This window comes from Qipengyuania sp. GPGPB31, assembly GCF_038396345.1.
GTDB classification, from domain to species: domain Bacteria; phylum Pseudomonadota; class Alphaproteobacteria; order Sphingomonadales; family Sphingomonadaceae; genus Qipengyuania; species Qipengyuania citrea.
Genome location: NZ_CP149572.1, coordinates 946,650 through 964,411, shown reverse-complemented (window position 1 = coordinate 964,411; position 17,762 = coordinate 946,650). Strand labels below are relative to the sequence as shown.

At 62.5% G+C, this 17,762-nt stretch carries 13 protein-coding genes and 1 pseudogene; 9 read left to right on the top strand and 5 right to left on the bottom strand.

The annotated features are described in order from the left end of the window. The first annotated feature begins 7 nt into the window (after positions 1-7). The 4 genes from fabD (at position 8) to WKH79_RS04880 (ending at position 4,108) form a co-directional block, all read left to right on the top strand. Positions 8-946, top strand: a complete 939-nt coding sequence (gene fabD, locus WKH79_RS04895) for an ACP S-malonyltransferase (protein ID WP_341859787.1) — start codon at positions 8-10, stop codon at positions 944-946. Beyond that, positions 946-1,698 (top strand): 3-oxoacyl-[acyl-carrier-protein] reductase, encoded by a 753-nt coding sequence (fabG, locus tag WKH79_RS04890; protein ID WP_050601329.1) that lies wholly within the window; start codon positions 946-948, stop codon positions 1,696-1,698. Before fabD ends, fabG begins: the two co-directional genes overlap by 1 nt. A gap of 147 nt (positions 1,699-1,845) precedes the next feature. After that, complete coding sequence (dnaN, locus tag WKH79_RS04885) at positions 1,846-2,970, top strand: DNA polymerase III subunit beta (RefSeq protein WP_063507049.1); 1,125 nt, start codon at positions 1,846-1,848, stop codon at positions 2,968-2,970. Positions 2,971-3,025: 55 nt separating this feature from the next. Beyond that, positions 3,026-4,108: a DUF2855 family protein gene (locus WKH79_RS04880; RefSeq protein WP_341859786.1), complete on the top strand. Its 1,083-nt coding sequence runs from the start codon at positions 3,026-3,028 to the stop codon at positions 4,106-4,108. Between the two features lie 81 nt (positions 4,109-4,189). Here the strand turns inward: WKH79_RS04880 and WKH79_RS04875 are convergent, their stop codons facing one another. From WKH79_RS04875 to WKH79_RS04855, 5 genes and pseudogenes are all read right to left on the bottom strand, one after another. Continuing rightward, entirely contained in the window at positions 4,190-5,200 is a 1,011-nt protein-coding gene (locus WKH79_RS04875; RefSeq protein ID WP_341859785.1) for an NAD(P)-dependent alcohol dehydrogenase, read from the bottom strand. Continuing rightward, the gene (locus tag WKH79_RS04870) at positions 5,197-6,948 is read right to left on the bottom strand and encodes a D-aminoacylase (protein WP_341859784.1); all 1,752 of its coding nucleotides are present in this window, start codon (positions 6,946-6,948) and stop codon (positions 5,197-5,199) included. The genes WKH79_RS04875 and WKH79_RS04870 overlap by 4 nt, the downstream gene beginning before the upstream one ends. A gap of 62 nt (positions 6,949-7,010) precedes the next feature. Beyond that, a complete protein-coding gene (locus WKH79_RS04865) occupies positions 7,011-7,328 on the bottom strand; it encodes an MFS transporter (protein ID WP_341859783.1) in 318 nt (105 codons plus the stop codon). 131 nt (positions 7,329-7,459) lie between these two features. After that, a pseudogene (locus tag WKH79_RS04860) lies at positions 7,460-7,942 on the bottom strand (MFS transporter); the annotation flags it as partial. A 693-nt stretch (positions 7,943-8,635) separates the two neighbouring features. Beyond that, positions 8,636-9,946 carry an FAD-dependent oxidoreductase gene (locus WKH79_RS04855; protein WP_341859782.1) on the bottom strand — a complete coding sequence of 437 codons (1,311 nt, stop codon included), beginning with the start codon at positions 9,944-9,946 and terminating at the stop codon, positions 8,636-8,638. 185 nt (positions 9,947-10,131) lie between these two features. Between WKH79_RS04855 and WKH79_RS04850 the strand changes: the two genes are divergently transcribed. The 5 genes from WKH79_RS04850 (at position 10,132) to WKH79_RS04830 (ending at position 17,762) form a co-directional block, all read left to right on the top strand. Then, positions 10,132-11,022 carry a diguanylate cyclase gene (locus WKH79_RS04850; RefSeq protein WP_341859781.1) on the top strand — a complete coding sequence of 297 codons (891 nt, stop codon included), beginning with the start codon at positions 10,132-10,134 and terminating at the stop codon, positions 11,020-11,022. Between the two features lie 172 nt (positions 11,023-11,194). Further along, positions 11,195-12,457 carry an EAL domain-containing protein gene (locus WKH79_RS04845; protein ID WP_341859780.1) on the top strand — a complete coding sequence of 421 codons (1,263 nt, stop codon included), beginning with the start codon at positions 11,195-11,197 and terminating at the stop codon, positions 12,455-12,457. A 9-nt stretch (positions 12,458-12,466) separates the two neighbouring features. After that, positions 12,467-14,302: a translation elongation factor 4 gene (gene lepA / locus WKH79_RS04840; protein WP_063535159.1), complete on the top strand. Its 1,836-nt coding sequence runs from the start codon at positions 12,467-12,469 to the stop codon at positions 14,300-14,302. A gap of 89 nt (positions 14,303-14,391) precedes the next feature. Next, entirely contained in the window at positions 14,392-14,718 is a 327-nt protein-coding gene (locus WKH79_RS04835; RefSeq protein WP_341859779.1) for a DUF6481 family protein, read from the top strand. A gap of 269 nt (positions 14,719-14,987) precedes the next feature. Continuing rightward, positions 14,988-17,762: an N-6 DNA methylase gene (locus tag WKH79_RS04830; RefSeq protein ID WP_341859778.1), complete on the top strand. Its 2,775-nt coding sequence runs from the start codon at positions 14,988-14,990 to the stop codon at positions 17,760-17,762.

Genomic DNA, 17,762 nt, shown 5'->3' with positions numbered 1-17,762 from the left:
AGATTTTATGACTGCATTCATCTTTCCCGGCCAGGGCAGCCAGAAGGTCGGCATGGGCGCCGATCTCGCCGAAGCCAGCGCGCATGCGCGCGAAGTGTTCCAGGAAGTCGACGAAGCGCTCAAGCAGAAGCTTTCCGCGCTGATGAAGGATGGCCCCGAAAGCGAACTGACGATGACTGCCAATGCGCAGCCGGCGATCATGGCCAATTCGGTGGCCACTGCTCGGGTATTGGAAAAGGAATTCGGCGTGACGCTGGCCGACACGGCCGCTTGCGTCGCGGGCCATTCGCTCGGCGAATACAGCGCGCTGTGCGCCGCCGGGGCATTCTCGCTGACCGACACGGCCAAGCTGCTGCGCCTGCGTGGCATCGCCATGCAGGATGCGGTTCCGATCGGCGTCGGCGCGATGGCCGCGCTGCTCGGTGCGGATATCGAAAAGGCCACCGCGCTGGCCGAGGCAGCGGCCCAGGGGCAGGTCTGCGAAGTCGCCAATGACAACGATCCGACGCAGGTGGTGATCTCCGGCCATGCCGAGGCGATCGACCGCGCGATCGAGATGGCCAAGGATCACGGGATCAAGCGCGGCATCAAGCTGCCCGTTTCGGCGCCGTTCCATTGTTCGCTGATGGGTCCTGCTGCGCTGCGCATGAAGAACGCGCTCGAAACGACGCCCCCGCAGGCCTTTGCAGTGCCGCTGTTCGCCAATGTCACTGCCGCACGCGTCACCGATCCGGCCGAAGAACAGGCGCTGCTGGTCGATCAGATCACCGGCCGCGTCCGCTGGCGCGAAAGCGTTCTGGCAATGCGCGAGGCAGGCATCGAACGGTTTGTCGAAGTGGGCGGCAAGGTGCTCGCCCCGATGGTGGGCCGCATCGACAAGGAGGCCGCAACCGTCAGCCTCGTCACCATGGAAGACCTCGAAAACTTCGCCAAGGAGCACGCATGATGTTCAGCCTCGAAGGGAAGACCGCGCTCGTGACCGGTGCCAGCGGGGGGATCGGTTCGTCGATCGCCTACGCGCTGGCGAAGCAGGGTGCGCGCCTCGCGCTGTCCGGCTCCAACGGCGACAAGCTGCGCGCCTTCCGCGAACAGCTCAACGACGAATTCGGCCATGACCATGTCGAGATCACCTGCGACCTTTCCAATCCGACGCAGGTCGAGGAACTGATCCCGGCCACCGTCGACACGCTGGGTTCGATGAACATCCTCGTCAACAACGCCGGCATCACCCGTGACAATCTGGCGATGCGGATGAAGGATGACGAATGGGACCAGGTCATCCGCATCAATCTCGAGGCGAGCTTCCGCCTGATGCGCGCCAGCGCACGGCCGATGATGAAGGCCAAGGGCGGGCGGATCATCTCGATCACCAGCGTGGTCGGGCATACCGGCAACCCCGGCCAGATGAACTATGTCGCCGCCAAGGCGGGCCTGACCGGCATGTCCAAAAGCCTCGCGCAGGAACTGGCGAGCCGGAACATCACCGTGAACTGCGTGGCCCCCGGCTTCATCCGCACAGCGATGACCGACGCGTTGAACGACGAGCAGAAAGCGGCGATCAACGGGCGCATTCCGATGGGCCGCATGGGCGAAGGCGACGAGATCGGCGCTGCGGTTGCCTACCTTGCGAGCGACGAGGCAGCCTATGTTACTGGCCAAACGCTCCACGTGAACGGCGGCATGGCGATGATGGGCTGATTTCACCCACTTTTCCCCAAGGAATTGCGGCGCCGCGGCGTCCGGCCTTGCCCCGCATGCCCGCCCCGCTAGGGTGACTATCCGTATTCCGGCGCTGGTGGGGCGATTCCGGCCTGCCAGGCGCCCAAGAGGGACGAAAGTAGGACCATGAAGGCCACCATCGAACGCGCGACGCTGCTGCGTTGTCTCAGCCACGTCCAGTCGGTCGTGGAGCGCCGCAATACCATCCCGATCCTCTCCAACGTGCTGATCGAAGCCGAAGGCGACAATTCGCTCAGGGTCATGGCAACCGACCTCGATCTGCAGGTGATCGAGCATATGGAAGCCAATGTCGACAGTGCAGGGGCAATCACCGTTTCGGCGCACCTGCTGTTCGATATCGCACGCAAGCTGCCCGAAGGTTCGCAGGTCAGCCTCGAAGCGGCGGAAAACCGCATGGCGATCAAGGCGGGGCGCAGCCGCTTCTCGCTGCCGACGCTCCCGCGCGACGACTTCCCGGTCATCGTCGAAGGCGATCTGCCGACCAGTTTCGAACTGCCCGCCAAGACCTTCGCCGACCTCATCGATCGGACGCGTTTCGCGATTTCGACCGAGGAAACCCGGTATTATCTGAACGGTATCTTTTTCCACGTGTCGGACGACAACGAACCCGTCCTGCGGGCGGCTGCAACCGACGGTCACCGGCTCGCGCGCTTCACGCTGCCGCGGCCTGATGGGGCAGAAGGCATGCCCGACGTGATCGTACCGCGCAAAGCCGTGGCCGAACTGCGCAAGCTGCTCGACGAGTCGCTCGACGGCAATGTCCAGATCGACCTGTCGGCCAGCAAGGTCCGCTTCACGCTCGGCGGCGAGGGCGGAGTGGTCCTGACCAGCAAGCTGATCGACGGGACCTTCCCCGATTATTCGCGCGTTATTCCAACGGGTAACGACAAGCTCCTTAAGCTCGACCCGAAGAGCTTCCACGAGGGGGTCGACCGCGTGGCGACGATCGCCACCGAGAAGACCCGCGCGGTCAAGATGGGGCTCGATCGGGACAAGGTCACGCTGACCGTAACCAGTCCCGACAATGGCACCGCGACCGAGGAAGTGCCGGCGGAATATTCGTCCGACGGGTTCGAAATCGGCTTCAACGCGGGCTATCTCAAGGATATCCTCAACCAGATCGATGCCGACACGGTGGAAATCCATCTGGCCGATGCCGGCGCCCCGACGCTGATCCGCAAGGACGAGAATTCGCCCGCGCTTTACGTCCTCATGCCGATGCGGGTTTAAGCGCTCGCATTGGCGTAGATCTGCGGTTAGCGTCGCTCTCGAAGGAGAGACGCGAATGCAGCAAGTCCATGTCCGCAAGAATGCAATCGGCGAGGCCCGACTGGTCGATTGCGACCAAGGAAAGCTGGCCGACGATGCGGTGCGCCTGGAAATCGAAAGCTTCTCGGTCACGGCGAACAACGTGACCTATGCGGTCGTCGGCGACGGCTTCGGATACTGGAACTTCTTCCCCGTGCAGGGGGCAGGCACCGACGGCATGGGCATCGTGCCCATGTGGGGCCATGCACGCGTGATCGAAAGCAATGTGTCCGAGATATCCGTGGGCGAGCGGGTCTATGGCTACCTGCCTATGGCGACGCATCTGGACGTCGTGCCCGGAAAACTGTCCGCCAGCGGCTTTACCGACATGGCCGCACATCGCCAGCCGATGAGCCCGGTCTATAACAGCTATTCGCGGCTTGCAGCCGACCCGGAACACGATCCGGCGCGCGAAGGCGAACGGATGATCTTCGGTCCGCTGTTCAAGACCGGTTTCCTGATCGAATACTTCATGCGCTCGCAGGACTGGTTCGGCGCCGGACAGGTAATCCTGACCAGCGCATCGTCCAAGACTGCCATGGGCCTTGCCAGTACGGCCAGGCATCGTTCGCCGGATATCCGGCGGATCGGCCTGACCTCTTCGGGGAATGTCGCTTTCGTGAAGCAGAGCGGTCTCTACGACGAAGTGCTGGCCTATGACGATGTGCAGGCACTGGCAGGTCAGCCCGCGGTATCGGTCGATTTTGCCGGCAACGCCCGTCTGCTGGGCGCGATCCATGCGCATCTTGGCGACGCGTTGAAGTACTCCTGCCTGGTGGGGGCGACGCATATCGAGGAGCGCGGCGGCGGGGCGGGGGACCTGCCCGGACCGGCGCCGACGCTGTTCTTCGCACCCGACCATGCGGTCGCGCTGTTCAAGGACCTGGGGCCGCAGGAAGCGGGCCGCCAGATGGCCGAGAGCTGGCGTATATTCCTTGCCGATGCCGGCGACAGCGTGACCATTGAACGCCATGCGGGCCTTGCTGCTGCACGCGACGTTTTCGTCAGGATGGCCGGCGGCAGTGTCGATCCCGCCAAGGGAATCATCATCGAACCGTGATGGGCCGCCGGGGGCCGGTGGAGGCCGGCCCCGCGATACCCGGTCAGTGTCCGGTCCCCGCTACGGCAGGCAACCGCGCGCCTAGATCTCGACTGCGATCTTGCCGAAGTGGCTCCCGCTTTCCTGATGGCGGAAGGCATCGGCGAGGTCGGCTAGCGCGAAGGTATCGCTGATGACCGGCTTGATGCCGTTGGCCTCGATCGCAGCGATCATGTCCTGCTGCATCGCGCGGCTGCCGACGGTTAGGCCCTGCACCTTGAGGTTCTTGGAGAACAGCAGCGCGGTTTGCACCGGCCCGGCGAAACCTGCCAGCACACCGATCAGCGCGACATGCCCGCCAACGCGTGTGGCCAGCATCGATTGGTCGAGCGTGCCCGCCCCGCCGATTTCGACCACGCAGTCGACCCCGCGCCCGCCGGTTATCTCCAGCGCCTTCGGGCCCCAAGCTTCGATTTCCTTGTAATTGATCAAATGGTCCGCCCCCAGTTCGCGCACCCGTTCGAGCTTCTCGTTCGAAGAAGAGGTGGCGATGACAGTGGCGCCCGCGGCCTTCGCGAACTGCAGGGCGAAGATCGAGACCCCGCCCGTGCCCTGGACCAGCACGGTGTCGCCCGGCTTGACCGCGTAGTCGACGAACAATGCGCGCCAGGCGGTCAGCCCGGCGCAGGTCAGCGTTGCAGCCTCGGCATGGCTGAACCCGGAGGGTGCGCGCGTGAACCAGTGGGTCGGGGCAGTCACTGCCCCGCGCGCATAGCCGTCGATCCCGTCACCGGGAACGCGGGTGAACGCGCTGGACGGCGGGCGGCCGTCGAGCCAGTCGGGGAAGAAGGTGCTGACCACCTGGTCGCCCACGGCGAATTCGGTCACCCCGTCGCCAACCGCCGAGACGATGCCAGCGCCATCCGACAAGGGGATGCGACCCGGTTCGGTCGGGATCATGCCTTTCACGACGGCGTAATCGTGATAGTTGAGCGAACTGGCCTTTAGATCGACGGTAATCTCGCCCGGACCGGGCGCCGCTGCGGCGACGATATCGACCCATTCCAGCGCATCGAGGGTGGACGGCTTCGCGCCCGTACGGATTGCTTTCATTCTGCAGCCTCCAGCATTTCGGCCCGCTGCGGGCCGCGGATCAGGCCACCGGGCGCCTCGCCCGTCCATTCGCCTTCGCGGAATGTGACCTTTCCGTTCTTGATCGTCGCGACATAGCCCTCGGCCTTCTGCAGCAAGCGTTTGCCGCCCGCAGGCAGGTCGAAGGCCAGCCAGGGCTTGCCCAGCTTGATCCGGCCCATGTCGATGATGTTGATATCGGCCAGATAGCCGGGCGCCAGTACGCCGCGGTCCTCCAGCCCGTAGAGCCGGGCCGTGTCGTTGCATTGCCGCTTGATCGCATTTTCGAGGCCGATCGTGCCGCGCGCCCGGTCACGCACCCAGTGCTGCAGCATGAAGGTGGGCGAGGCGGCATCGCAGATCGTCCCGCAATGCGCGCCGCCATCGGACAGCGAATTCACCGTGTCGTCGGCGTGTTGCAGGTCTTTCAGGAAATCCAGATTGCCATCGGCGTAATTGAGGATCGGCAGGTAGATGAAGCCCTTGCCCTCGTCGCGGCACAGCAGCTCGTAGGCATATTCATCGCCCGACATGCCCGCTGCCTTCGCGCGTTCGAGAATACTTTCTTCCGCGGTCGGTTCGTAATTGAAGTCGGGGTCCATTTCGAACTGCATGTTCCAGCCGCCGCAAACGACCATGATCAGGCCCATGATGTCCTGGTTGACCTCGGAAAAATCGTGCTGTTCGGCGATGAGGCGCGCCTTGAACTCGGGGTCGAACAGCTTGGCCTTCTGCTCTTCCCACGGGAGGTCCTCGATCTCCTTCCAGCTCGGTTTGAGCCGGAAGGGATGCACGGTGCCCTGCCACGCCATGACGATGCCGTTGCCGCGCAGCGCGATCTGCGCGACGATGTTCGCGCCATTGTCGTTCTCGGCGCGCATGCTCGCGATCTGCTCGTCGAGCGGAAGTTCCTTGGCGATCGACTGGAGCGCCGCGAAGGTGACCGGCAGCCCGGTCTCGCGGCTCATCTTGCCCATCCAGCCGAACTCGTCCCATTCGCGCATCATGTCGCTGGCCATTTCGAACACGCCGTGCCCGGCGCGGCCCATTGCGCGGCCGATCTCGACCAGCTCCTCGGCAGTGGCGGTGGTGCCGGGGACGACCTCACCGCCGATATCGCGGTGGAGCACCGTACGCGAAGTGGAGAATCCCAGCGCGCCCGCGCGCACGCCGTCTTCGACGATGCGGCTCATGGCGGCGATGTCTTCGGCGGTCGGAACGGCACCGGGGCGCTCGCGATCGCCCAGAACATAGGCGCGGACCGAACCGTGCGGGACATGGGTGCCGACATCGACGGTACGGGGCAGTTCTTCCAGCGCATCGAGATATTCGGGGAAGGTTTCCCAGTTCCACTTCATGCCCTCCGCCAGCGCGGTCCCGGGAATGTCTTCCACGCCTTCCATCAGGCCGATCAGCCATTCGTGCTTGTCGGGACGCGCCGGAGCGAAACCGACACCGCAATTGCCCATGACGACGGTCGTTACGCCGTGCCAGCTCGACGGGGCCATTTCCTGGTCCCAGGTCGCTTGTCCGTCGTAATGCGTGTGAATGTCGACGAAGCCGGGGGTGACCAGGTGACCCTCCGCATCGATTTCCTCGGCGGCGTCGCCGCTGACGTGGCCCACTTGAGCGATAAGCCCGTCCTTCACGGCGAGATCCCCGGTAAAGCGGTCCTGTCCGGTACCATCGACAATCGTCCCGTTGCGAATGATCAGATCATATGCGGGCATGTTGGTGCTCCTCTCTCCGCCGAGGAAGGTTCCACATTGCAACCGATGAGTCCAGCGCCGAGCTATTCGGCGTGCGTGGGCATGCGGACAGCAAGCAGGACGAGGAAGCCGATCGCGAACAGCAGGTGGATCGAAGTCATGCCGATCCGCTGGTCGCCCGTCCACAGGGTGAACTGTTCGACCAGCAGCGGCCCCATCCATACGGTGATGGTGCCGGCAATCGCGTAGAGGCCGAAGAATTCACCGCTACGCCCCCCGGGGCAAGCGTGACCAGCATCGTGCGGCTCGACGAAATGCTGGCGGTGGCGGTCACCGCGATCACGCTGATGAGACCGAGATAGACGAGGTCCGACAGGGTGCGGAAGACGAGCCCGTCCCACACCACCACATTGTCGACCAGGCCGAGGAACAGGCTTTCGCGGGTGATACTCAGCTGGAGCAGTCCGACACCCACCATGGCGAGAATTTCCAGCGCCAGCGCGCGCTTTACGCCGACCTTTCCTTCCAGCCAGCCGCCGAAAATGCCGCCGCCGAATGCGCAGGCGCTGGCGAAGATCGCGTAGCAGAGCATTTCGAGGAAATTCCAGCCGAGGAAGAGCGCGACATAGACCGCGCCGAGCGCCAGCAGCGCGGCCATCGCGTCGGCGTAGAACATCCGCGCGATGAGGAACCGCATCAATTCGCGGTATCGCGCTGCCTCGCGCAACGTGCGTGCAACGCTGCGTGCGCCTTCCCGGAAGGCGCGCATCCAACTGGCCCCGGGTACGCCCGGGTCGCGTGCCCTGGTGAAGAAGGGAATCGAGAACAGCACCAGCCACACCGCGCAGATCGGGCCGGCTAGCCGCGCATGTTCGAACGTCGTCAGGTCGATTCCGAATTGCGGCGCCGCGAATGGCCAGGCGATCGCAGCGGGCAGCACGAAGAGCACGGCAATCGCGAGAAAGATCAAGGTCGCAGCGAGGTTGCCGAGACCCAGTCCGAGACCCGATATCATTGCCAGTCGGCGTGGTTCGCCCGACACGCTGAGCGTCGCATTGTGCGTCACTTCTGAATAGGTGTAGCCGACATAGGCGACCACCAGCAGGGCCATGATCGCGGGAACCGGCAGGCCTTCGCCCCCCGGCATCGCGAACCACAGCAGCGCCGAACAAACCGCGATGGCCCCGAGAAACAGCGCGAGGATCGGTTTCAGCCGCCCGCCGCGGTCGAGCGCCGCACCCAGGACCGGCGCGGTCAGGGCGGCAATGAAACCGGCCCATTTGGTCACCGAGGCTATGGTTGCCTGCCCCTGCGCATTGGCCGCGGCAAGCGCGTCGCCGGGCGGCAGGTCGTCCAGCGCACCGCTGGCAAGCAGGTCCGCGCCGATAATGTCGCGCGCAAAATAGGGCGCGAAGATGTAGATCACGATCAGGATGTAATAGGGGTTGCGGGCCCATTCGAAGATCGCCCAGGCAAAGCCGGTTCGACCGAAAGCGCCGCCTTCGCCCGTAGTCTGGCGGGGCGGTTGGCTGGCAAGCGGGTTCGCTAAGAGCGCGGGATCGGCAGTCATGTCATTGTCCTTGCGATCCGCCTGGTCCGGGCTGGACAGCAGTGCTGGGGGTATCGATTGCGAAGCGGCCGGGCGGGCAAGGGCGGTATCCCCCGGTCAGCTTGGCCGGGGTGTCGGACCTGTGCGAGCGAAGGACGATCACGTGCCGCGTGCTGCGATCATGCTTTCGATATCGACGAACTTTTCCCGCGGCGCTCCTTCGCGCGCGGCTGCGAATTCGGCTTCCTCGATTTTCTGCCAATCGCGGAAAGTGACGATCTCGATCCCGCGTTCCTGCGCCAGTTCGTCGAAACCCGCGCGGCCAGCTTTGCCGGAGCTTGCGGCGATGTCTTCATCGACCGTGTCGATGACCCCATATCCATCGGGCCGGTTGGTGCCGATCGTGCCGCTGGGGCCGCGCTTGGCCCAACCGACGCAATAGAGGCCGGGCAGGATCCGGCCCTCGTCATTGGCGAAATGTCCCGCCCGCTGGTCGAACGGCACGCCCTCTATGGCCGAGGTGCGATAGCCGATACAGCTGACGACCAGATCGGCCGGCAGGTTATCGGTTTCGCCGGTACCCACCGCGCGCCCGGTTTCGAGGCGGGTCCGCTCCACTTCTATGGCACTTACCCGGCCGTTCGTGGCGGTAATGGCTCGGGGACTGGCGAAGAAATCGAACTCGATAGAAACCGGTTTGGCATCGCGGTCGGCTGCCGCAGGCTGCGCGAATTCGCGCAGCAGCGTGACCGATTTGCGCACCCCCGGTTCGAGAACGGCATCGTCGGCAACCGGCGGCAGGTCTGCCGGATCGACCTGCGGAGCGGCGCGGTCGAGCGTCCCCAACTCGCCCAGTTCCTTGGGCGTCATCATGATCTGGTGCGGACCGCGCCGGCCGAGGATGGTGATTTTCTCGATAGCGCTGCCGCGCAAAGCCTCCAGCGCGTGGGCGACGATGTCCGAGCCGGCAAACTCGCCTTCGGTCTTGGCCAGGATCCGCGCCACGTCGAGCGCGACATTGCCCATCCCGATGACGACGGCATGCTTGCCCGACAGCACGGGGTCCATCCCCGCAAACTCGGGGTGGCCGTTGTACCAGCCGACGAATGCCGCACTGCCAAAGACATTTCCGGTCCGCGCGCCAGGGATTTCCAGCGGGCGATCCTGCGGCGCGCCCGTGGCCAGGATGACCGCATCGTAGAGCGAACCGAGCTCCTCGATGGAAACCGAACCACCGACGTCGACATTGCCGATGAAGCGTACCGATTGGCCGATCGCCGTTTTTTCGTACCGGCGCGCAACCGCCTTGATCGACTGGTGATCGGGCGCGACGCCGGTGCGGATCAGGCCGAACGGCACCGGCAATTTGTCGAAGATATCGATCCGGGCGTCATCGCCCCATTTCTTGACGGCGGCTTCGGCCGTGTAATAGCCCGCCGGACCCGATCCCACGATCGCGATATGCCGCATGTCTTTCTCCCCCGAGACATGCCTTCAATGCACATGGTCGGGGCAGCTGGCAAGCAGCGGACGATGTGCGGTACACCGCAGATCACATGGTTATCCGTTTGGAAAGAAGTTGCGTTTATCTACATGGTTCGCTGCGCTGAGAGGGAATTTCGGCGCACAGAGGCTACTCGGGAGCATGAGTTCACATGGCAGGGTTCTTCTCGCGTGCGTCGCGGGCGAAGACGGAACGACGCGAAGGTTCACAGCCTGCGCCGCTGCGTCCGATCGCCATCACCGATGCCGAACGCCGGGTGGAACTGCTCGACAGTTTCGAGGCCGCAGGTCTGGGCTGGTTCTGGGCGACCGATGCCGAAGGCCGGCTCATCTACCTGTCCGACAATGCGGCGAAAGAGCTTGACTGGACGCAGGGCGAAGCGATCGGCAAATCGCTGAGCGAACTCTTCATCCCCGAGAAGGTCGATGATCCCGACCGGCCCGAGCGCCCGCTCGCGTTCCTGCTGCGGGCGCGCAACTCGATCAGCCAACTCAATGTCCGCCTCGCCATAGAGGGGCGCGAAGTCTGGTGGGAAATCGCCGGCAAACCGCAGTTCGACGAGCAGGAGCGCTTTACCGGCTATCGCGGTAGCGCGAAGGATATCACGGCCAGCCGGGAAAACCGGCGCGATGCCGAACGGTTGGCGCAATACGATCCGGTTACCGGTCTGGCCAACAGCCACCGGATGAACCGGCGTCTGGCCGAATTGCTCAAGGCCTATCGCAATTCCAAACGGACCTGCGCGTTGCTGATGGTCGACCTCGACCGGTTCAAGCAGATCAACGATTCGCTGGGTCATGCTGCGGGCGACGAACTGCTGAAGCAGGTTGCTGCGCGGCTTGAACGGATCATCGGGAGCAAGGGGGAAATCGCACGCCGGAGCGCGGACTCGTTCCAGATCGTGTTGCCCGACATGGATGACCGCGGCGCTCTGGGCGATCTGAGCCAGCGCGTCATCCAGATGCTGTCGCAGGCCTATTCGATCAACGATCTCGCGCGCGGTCGTCGGAACGTCGGTCGGGGTCGCTATTGCGCCTTATGACGGGCTCGATCCGGAAGGGCTGATATCGGCCGCCGATCTGGCGCTGCATGCCGCCAAGAGCGGTGGGCGGGGCCAGTACCGCTTCTATTCGGCCGAGCTCAAGGACGGCGCGAAACATCGCCGGCAGATCGAGGAAGACCTGCGCGACGCCATCGAGAACGGGCAGGTGGTCATGCACTACCAGCCACTCGTCTGCGCCAAGACGCATATGGTCCGCGGGTGCGAAGCCTTGATGCGCTGGAATCATCCGGACCGCGGCGCGATTTCGCCCGAGGATTTCATCTCCGTGGCCGAGGAAATCGGCATTGTCGGGGAAATGGGCGAATGGGCGTTGAACGAGGTCTGCCGACAGGCGGCCGAATGGCCGCTCGAACTGCGCGTGGCGGTAAACGTCTCGCCGATGCAGTTCGCGCACGACAATTTTCCGCAGATCGTCGCCAACGCGCTCAAGCAAAGCGGCCTGACACCCGAGCGGCTCGAACTCGAAATTACCGAGAGCGTGTTCCTCGGCGATGCCGGACGCACCCAGCGGATTTTCGAGGAATTGAAGGCGCTCGGCGTAAAGCTGGCGCTCGACGACTTCGGGACCGGATACAGCTCGCTCAGCTACCTGCGCACTGCGCCGTTCGACAAGATCAAGATCGACCAGAGCTTCGTGCGCGGCGCGACCGAGGAAGGCAACAACAACGCGGCCATCCTCAGCGCTATCGTCAGCCTTGCAGATGCGCTCGACATGGAAACAGTGGCAGAGGGCGTCGAGGCGAAGGACGAACTCGATCTCGTGACCAAGCGCGGGGCAACACTGGTCCAGGGGTATATCTTCGCCCGCGCCATGCCTCACGCAGAGTTGCTCGAACGGCTGGAAGCGGGCGAGCTCAAATATGAACCGCGCGGCCCGGCGAAATACCGCGCGACCCGCAAGACCGTGTTCCGCCGCATCGGACTGATCCACGAAGATAGCCGCTACCGGGTGGTCATGCGCAATCTCTCGAAGACCGGGGCGCGGATCGAGGGACTTATGGACGTGCCCTTGGGCACCGAAGTCGTGCTCGACCTGGGCAATGGCCAATTGGCCGTCGCAACCGTACGCCGGTCGAAGGGCTCGGTGCAGGGCGTCGAGTTCGAGACCCCGTTGATCAGCGACGGCGCCGACGGCCTGTGCACCCGCCACCGCGTCTCGCCCTATCAGATCGAAGCGGCCGGCAGCCCGCTGACGACCTTGCCGCAGGATCCCTACTCGCTGATCATGGCGGGGCGGGGGAAGCCTCGTCGAAGCGCAAGTTCGTCGAGGTCGAGGTCGGCACGCCCAAAGCGGGTACCAGCTACTGATTATCGGAGCAGCTGCGGGAATCGCGTCGCAGAGGGCGCTTGGCGAGAATGCCTGCCACGGCTAAGGCGCGGGCGAGGCATGTCTTGTGCCATCTTTTCCGATTAAGCAGTTTGTATGACCGATCTCAGAAAAATCCGCAATTTCAGTATCATTGCCCATATCGATCATGGCAAGTCGACGCTTGCCGATCGGCTGATCCAGCATTGCGGGGGGCTGACCGATCGCGAGATGTCCGAGCAAGTGCTTGATAACATGGACATCGAGAAGGAGCGCGGGATCACCATCAAGGCGCAGACCGTGCGCCTCGACTACACCGCGCGCGACGGCGAGACCTATGAGCTCAACCTCATGGACACGCCCGGCCATGTCGACTTCGCCTATGAAGTCAGCCGCTCCCTCGCCGCGTGCGAGGGCGCGCTGCTGGTGGTCGACGCGGCGCAGGGCGTCGAGGCGCAGACGCTCGCCAATGTCTACCAGTCGATCGAGCACGACCACGAGATCGTCCCCGTCATCAACAAGATCGACCTCCCCGCCGCCGAACCGCAGCGCGTCGCCGAGGAAATCGAGGAGATCGTCGGCATCGAGGCCACCGGCCCGTGGGAAGAGGGCGGCGCGGTGCTCACATCCGCCAAGTCGGGCATCGGCATCGAGGAAACGCTGGAGGCGCTGGTCAAGCGCATCCCCCCGCCCACCGGCGATCGCGACGCGCCCTTGAAGGCCATGCTGGTCGACTCATGGTACGACCCCTATCTCGGCGTGGTCATCCTCGTCCGCGTGATGGACGGCGCGATCAAGAAGGGCCTCAATGTCCGCTTCATGCAGGGCGGCACGCAGCATTTGATCGACCGCGTCGGCTGCTTCACCCCCAAGCGCACCGATCTGCCCGAACTGGGCCCGGGCGAGATCGGCTTCATCACCGCGCAGATCAAGGAAGTCGAGCAGGCGCGCGTCGGCGACACGATCACCACGGTGAAGGGCGGGGCGGACAAGGCGCTGCCCGGCTACAAGGAAGTCCAGCCGGTGGTGTTCTGCGGGCTGTTCCCCGTCGACGCAGCCGATTTCGAGAAACTGCGCGAAAGCATCGGCAAGCTGCGGCTCAACGATGCCAGCTTCAGCTTCGAGGCCGAAAGCAGCGCCGCGCTGGGCTTCGGCTTCCGCGCGGGCTTCCTCGGCCTGCTGCACCTGGAGATCATCCAGGAACGCCTCACCCGCGAATACGATCTCGACCTGATCACCACCGCCCCCTCGGTGGTCTACCGCATCCAGCTCAACAAGTCGCGGACCGACCCGGCGCAGGAGCTGATGCTGCACAACCCCGCCGACTATCCCGATCCCAGCCGCATCGAGCAGATCGAGGAGCCGTGGATCAAGGCGGTGATCTACACCCCCGACGAATATCTCGGCGCGATCCTCAAGCTGTGCCAGGACCGCCGCGGCATCCAGGTCGACCTGACCTATGTCGGCGGCCGCGCGCAGGTGACCTACGAATTGCCGCTCAACGAAGTGGTGTTCGATTTCTACGACCGGCTGAAATCGATCAGCCGCGGCTATGCCAGCTTCGACTATGAACAGATCGGCCTACGCGAGGGCGACCTCGTCAAGATGAGCATCCTGGTGAACAACGAACCGGTCGACGCGCTGTCGATGATCGTCCACCGCGATGTCGCCGAAAGCCGCGGGCGCGGCATGTGCGAACGGCTGAAGGACCTCATCCCGCGGCACCTGTTCAAAGTGCCCATCCAGGCCGCGATCGGCGGCAAGGTGATCGCGCGCGAAACCATCGCCGCGATGCGCAAGGACGTGACCGCCAAATGCTATGGCGGCGACATCAGCCGCAAGAAAAAGCTGCTCGAAAAGCAGAAGAAGGGTAAGGCGCGGATGAGGGAATACGGAAACGTCAGTATTCCCCAGGAAGCGTTCATTGCCGCGCTGCGGATGGGCGAGGAATAGGGCGCGTCCCAGCGCCAGCGCTGTCCAGCCCCCCCCCACACACACAGCCGGCGCCCCCCGCCGGCCAACCAGAAACGAGATTACCGCCTATGTCCGGATATAAGGACCCCGATTTCCAGGATCGCCGCGCGCTTGCGCAGAAGGCGCGCGCCAAGGCGCTCGAGAAACTGGCCGACGCGCCCAAGCTCGACGAGGCGACGATTGCCAAGCGCAAGGCCGCGCAGGAAGCGCGCGAAGCCGCCATCGCCGAAAAGAGCGCCGCCAAGCGCGCCGCGATCGCGCAGGCCAAGGCCGACAAGCAGGCCGCCGCCGCAGCCAAGGCCGAAGCCGACGCGGTGCCTGCGCCGACCGAAGCGGAGCTCAAGGCCGCGCGCGACGCGAAATATGCGGCGCGGAAGAAGCGGAAGAAGGGGTAGGGTTGAGCTAAGGAGGGGGAGAAGCAAGGCTTCTCTCTTTCGCGCGTCTAATAGCAGCTTCGCGCCCTTGTCCGGTCATTCTCATGACAGTCGAAAAATCTCTAAACTTGGCATAAGGCTCTTTTAGTAACCGTCAGCCTTACAACTTCGAAGGGCAAGGTAACCGGTTGGATTCGGATGCCGCAGCCGCGAGGAGCTCTGGTCGGATTCGGCACATAAATTGGTTCATTTGCTAAAGATGTAGTTAATTAGATTCGGGACGGGTATCTGTGGGCTTATCAACGGACGAACTCATTGGAAATTTGAAAAGCCTCGGCGACCAGGTCGCTGGAGGTGGTCATGGCCATCCCTCACCTAAGGAGCTTGCCGCCGCTTTTGGCTGGAACGGCGATCGAGTGCGAGAACGTAGGATAACGATAGGCGAGACTGTTCTGGACGTAGGCAGAGGGTTCTTAGGCGTCCAGCCTGCGGCTCTTTTTGCGTCCCCAATACATCGTAACGGGGCGGACCCGCTGAGCGGCGCAGCGCTCTACGGCTATCATGCCGCAGTCCGCTGGGGATTGTTTGCAGATGAACGCGGGCTCACGGCCTTCAACTCGCACTGGCTTGCTCAAGATGACTGGTTCGCGATGCCGACCGTTCCTTGGGACCGCCTAGATGCAGAACACAAATTTCTTAGTGCATTTGGGCCAGAGCAGGTGGCGGAGGGCGAACCAGATCGGTTCGCATTGGAGCGCTATCCAAATCCCAAACTTCTGCAGCCGGTGGATGACGAGTTGGTTGATCGGCTTGATGCTTGGCGCGATGAAGCGCTGAAATCATCACGCACCCACTCCGGCGTAGACGAACATCTGCAGACGTTGTTCGCGAAGCTCTTCGTACTTAGAACAATTGAAGACCGTGGACTGGCTCCAAATGTGAAACCGCTGAGTGAGGCAATTTCCACTCAAGCTCCGCTCGATGTGGAAGCCTTGGTGTCCACCTTTCAGGAAGCAAGAGAGTACATCGGTAGCGAGCTTTTCGACAATGTTCAGTTGGACGTTATCCCGAAGCACGTGATTTCCGGAATAATCGGTGACCTCTATAAGCCGCGCCGCCTGCCCTTTGCAGGAAGCCGTTACAATTTTGCTTGGATAGATTCCGACGTTCTTGGCCTAGCCTACGAGAAATACCTTTCGACAATCCTGCATCCGCTGCCGCCAGCGCCACAGATGGACCTTTTCCAGCCGTCCTTTAGGGACGTTGCCCGGATCAGTGTGCGCCGGGCCGGTGGCGTTTATTACACGCCGGAATACCTCACGAAGTACTTGGCAATGAAGTGCATCGATCAGCACGTAACGCCAGATTTCTTAGCGCAATTCTTGGCACAGCGGGCAGACGGCGGCCATTCTGAAGGTGAAGAAGCCGCGCTTGCGCTGCCGAAGGTGGTAGATTTCGCTTGCGGATCGGGCTCGTTCCTAGTCGCAGCAGTGGATTGTATGCTCCGTCGACTAAAGGAGCATGATCCGGAGACCAATTGGGGTAAGCTCCTCATCGACGGTGGACACATAAGTGGGGTGGACATTGATGAGAAGGCAGTCACTGTTGCGCGACTGAATATCTGGAACCGACTGACCGAAGAGCCCGACCCCCTCCCGCTACCCAAACTCTCCAAGGTTATTGTGAAAGGCGATGGGCTAGACCACTCCGCATGGAAGCAGTTGGGCCAGCGGTTCGATATCGTGCTCGGGAATCCACCGTTCCTCGCAACTTCTCGTGTGACCAATCGTGACGGGCTAGAGAATAGTTTTGAGACTGCTAAGGGGCGGTACGACTATTCGTCGCTTTTCGTTGAACAAGCAATTAAAGTTACCGAGCCTGAGGGCACGATCGGAATGGTCGTGCCAAACCGCATGTTCATCAACCACAACGCGGCGAGCATTCGATCATATCTCACTGAACGAATGAACATCGACGTTATCGTGGATTTTGGATCGAACGAAGTCTTTCAAAACACGAGCGCATACGTTGGCTGCATCGTTGCAAAGCATCAGCCAATAATGAGCACACCCGCACCGGCAGTGAAGGTGATCGACGTCAAGGCGCTCCCAGAGCAATTTGTCGCCGCTCTGCTTCTGGAGGCCGAAGCTGCTGGCACAGTCAACAAGCGGGACATTCGCGTGTACACCGCTCAGCACCCGCGAGGAGGTGGCCCTTGGACCTTGTTATCCATGCAAGAAAAAATGGAGCAGGTAAGACTATCCGATGCGTCGGAGAGATTGGATAATATCGCCGGCATTTTCCAGGGAATCCGGACAGGCGCCAACGACATTTTCATCCTCAAGATCGTCGCGGAAGATGATCGCTACGGAGCAGAATTACTGAACGGGCTTGGCGACTCTGCCGTGCTCGAAGCAGGGCTTCTAGAGCCTGTCGTGTTCGGCGCCGAGGTGAGAAAGTTCGAAGCGGTTAGCTATAGCAAGTATCTACTCTATCCCTACGAAGGCGGCTCGGCCATCAGCGAGGGAGAATTGGAACTGCGATACCCGCAGGCATTCAAGTATCTCCACTCCTATCGTGATATCCTCTCTTCGCGCGCGAGTATCGCCTCATCTGGTCTTAAGTGGTACGAACTTGTGAGGCGAAGAGACGAAGAGTGGTTGCGTAGGCCGAAGCTCCTAATTCGGGACTTAGCACCTGAGATATCATTCGCTGTGGATGCCGATGGCGAGGTATTCATTGTGGGTGGAACTGCTGTCGCGCCAGAACAGGAGGAATTGCTTTTTCCGCTCTTGGCCTATCTTAACAGCAGTCATGTTAATGCTTTGGTGAAGCGCACAACTCCTCAATTCCGAGGTAGCTTTCAGAAATTCGAGCCGCAACATCTCCAAAGCATACCCGTCCTGCGCCGCTTGATAGAGGACGAAGCATTCCAACGACAGCTAGATGAGCTTGCTCGTCTCGCAGTGACATCGAGCGGAGAAGCTAAGTCGACGGCAGTGGGTGACATTGACAGAGTGGTTGAAGCGGCAATGCGCGAAGCCAACATCGTCGCGGCCGAGTAA

Excerpts from the sequence above, each read along its gene's own strand:
- WKH79_RS04870 (WP_341859784.1), bottom strand. The coding sequence starts at position 6,948 with ATGCCCGCATATGATCTGATCATTCGCAACGGGACGATTGTCGATGGT.
- WKH79_RS04875 (WP_341859785.1), bottom strand. The coding sequence starts at position 5,200 with ATGAAAGCAATCCGTACGGGCGCGAAGCCGTCCACCCTCGATGCGCTG.
- WKH79_RS04855 (WP_341859782.1), bottom strand. The coding sequence starts at position 9,946 with ATGCGGCATATCGCGATCGTGGGATCGGGTCCGGCGGGCTATTACACG.
- WKH79_RS04880 (WP_341859786.1), top strand. The coding sequence starts at position 3,026 with ATGCAGCAAGTCCATGTCCGCAAGAATGCAATCGGCGAGGCCCGACTG.
- WKH79_RS04845 (WP_341859780.1), top strand. The coding sequence starts at position 11,195 with ATGCACTACCAGCCACTCGTCTGCGCCAAGACGCATATGGTCCGCGGG.
- dnaN (WP_063507049.1), top strand. The coding sequence starts at position 1,846 with ATGAAGGCCACCATCGAACGCGCGACGCTGCTGCGTTGTCTCAGCCAC.
- lepA (WP_063535159.1), top strand. The coding sequence starts at position 12,467 with ATGACCGATCTCAGAAAAATCCGCAATTTCAGTATCATTGCCCATATC.
- fabG (WP_050601329.1), top strand. The coding sequence starts at position 946 with ATGTTCAGCCTCGAAGGGAAGACCGCGCTCGTGACCGGTGCCAGCGGG.
- fabD (WP_341859787.1), top strand. The coding sequence starts at position 8 with ATGACTGCATTCATCTTTCCCGGCCAGGGCAGCCAGAAGGTCGGCATG.
- WKH79_RS04835 (WP_341859779.1), top strand. The coding sequence starts at position 14,392 with ATGTCCGGATATAAGGACCCCGATTTCCAGGATCGCCGCGCGCTTGCG.
- WKH79_RS04850 (WP_341859781.1), top strand. The coding sequence starts at position 10,132 with ATGGCAGGGTTCTTCTCGCGTGCGTCGCGGGCGAAGACGGAACGACGC.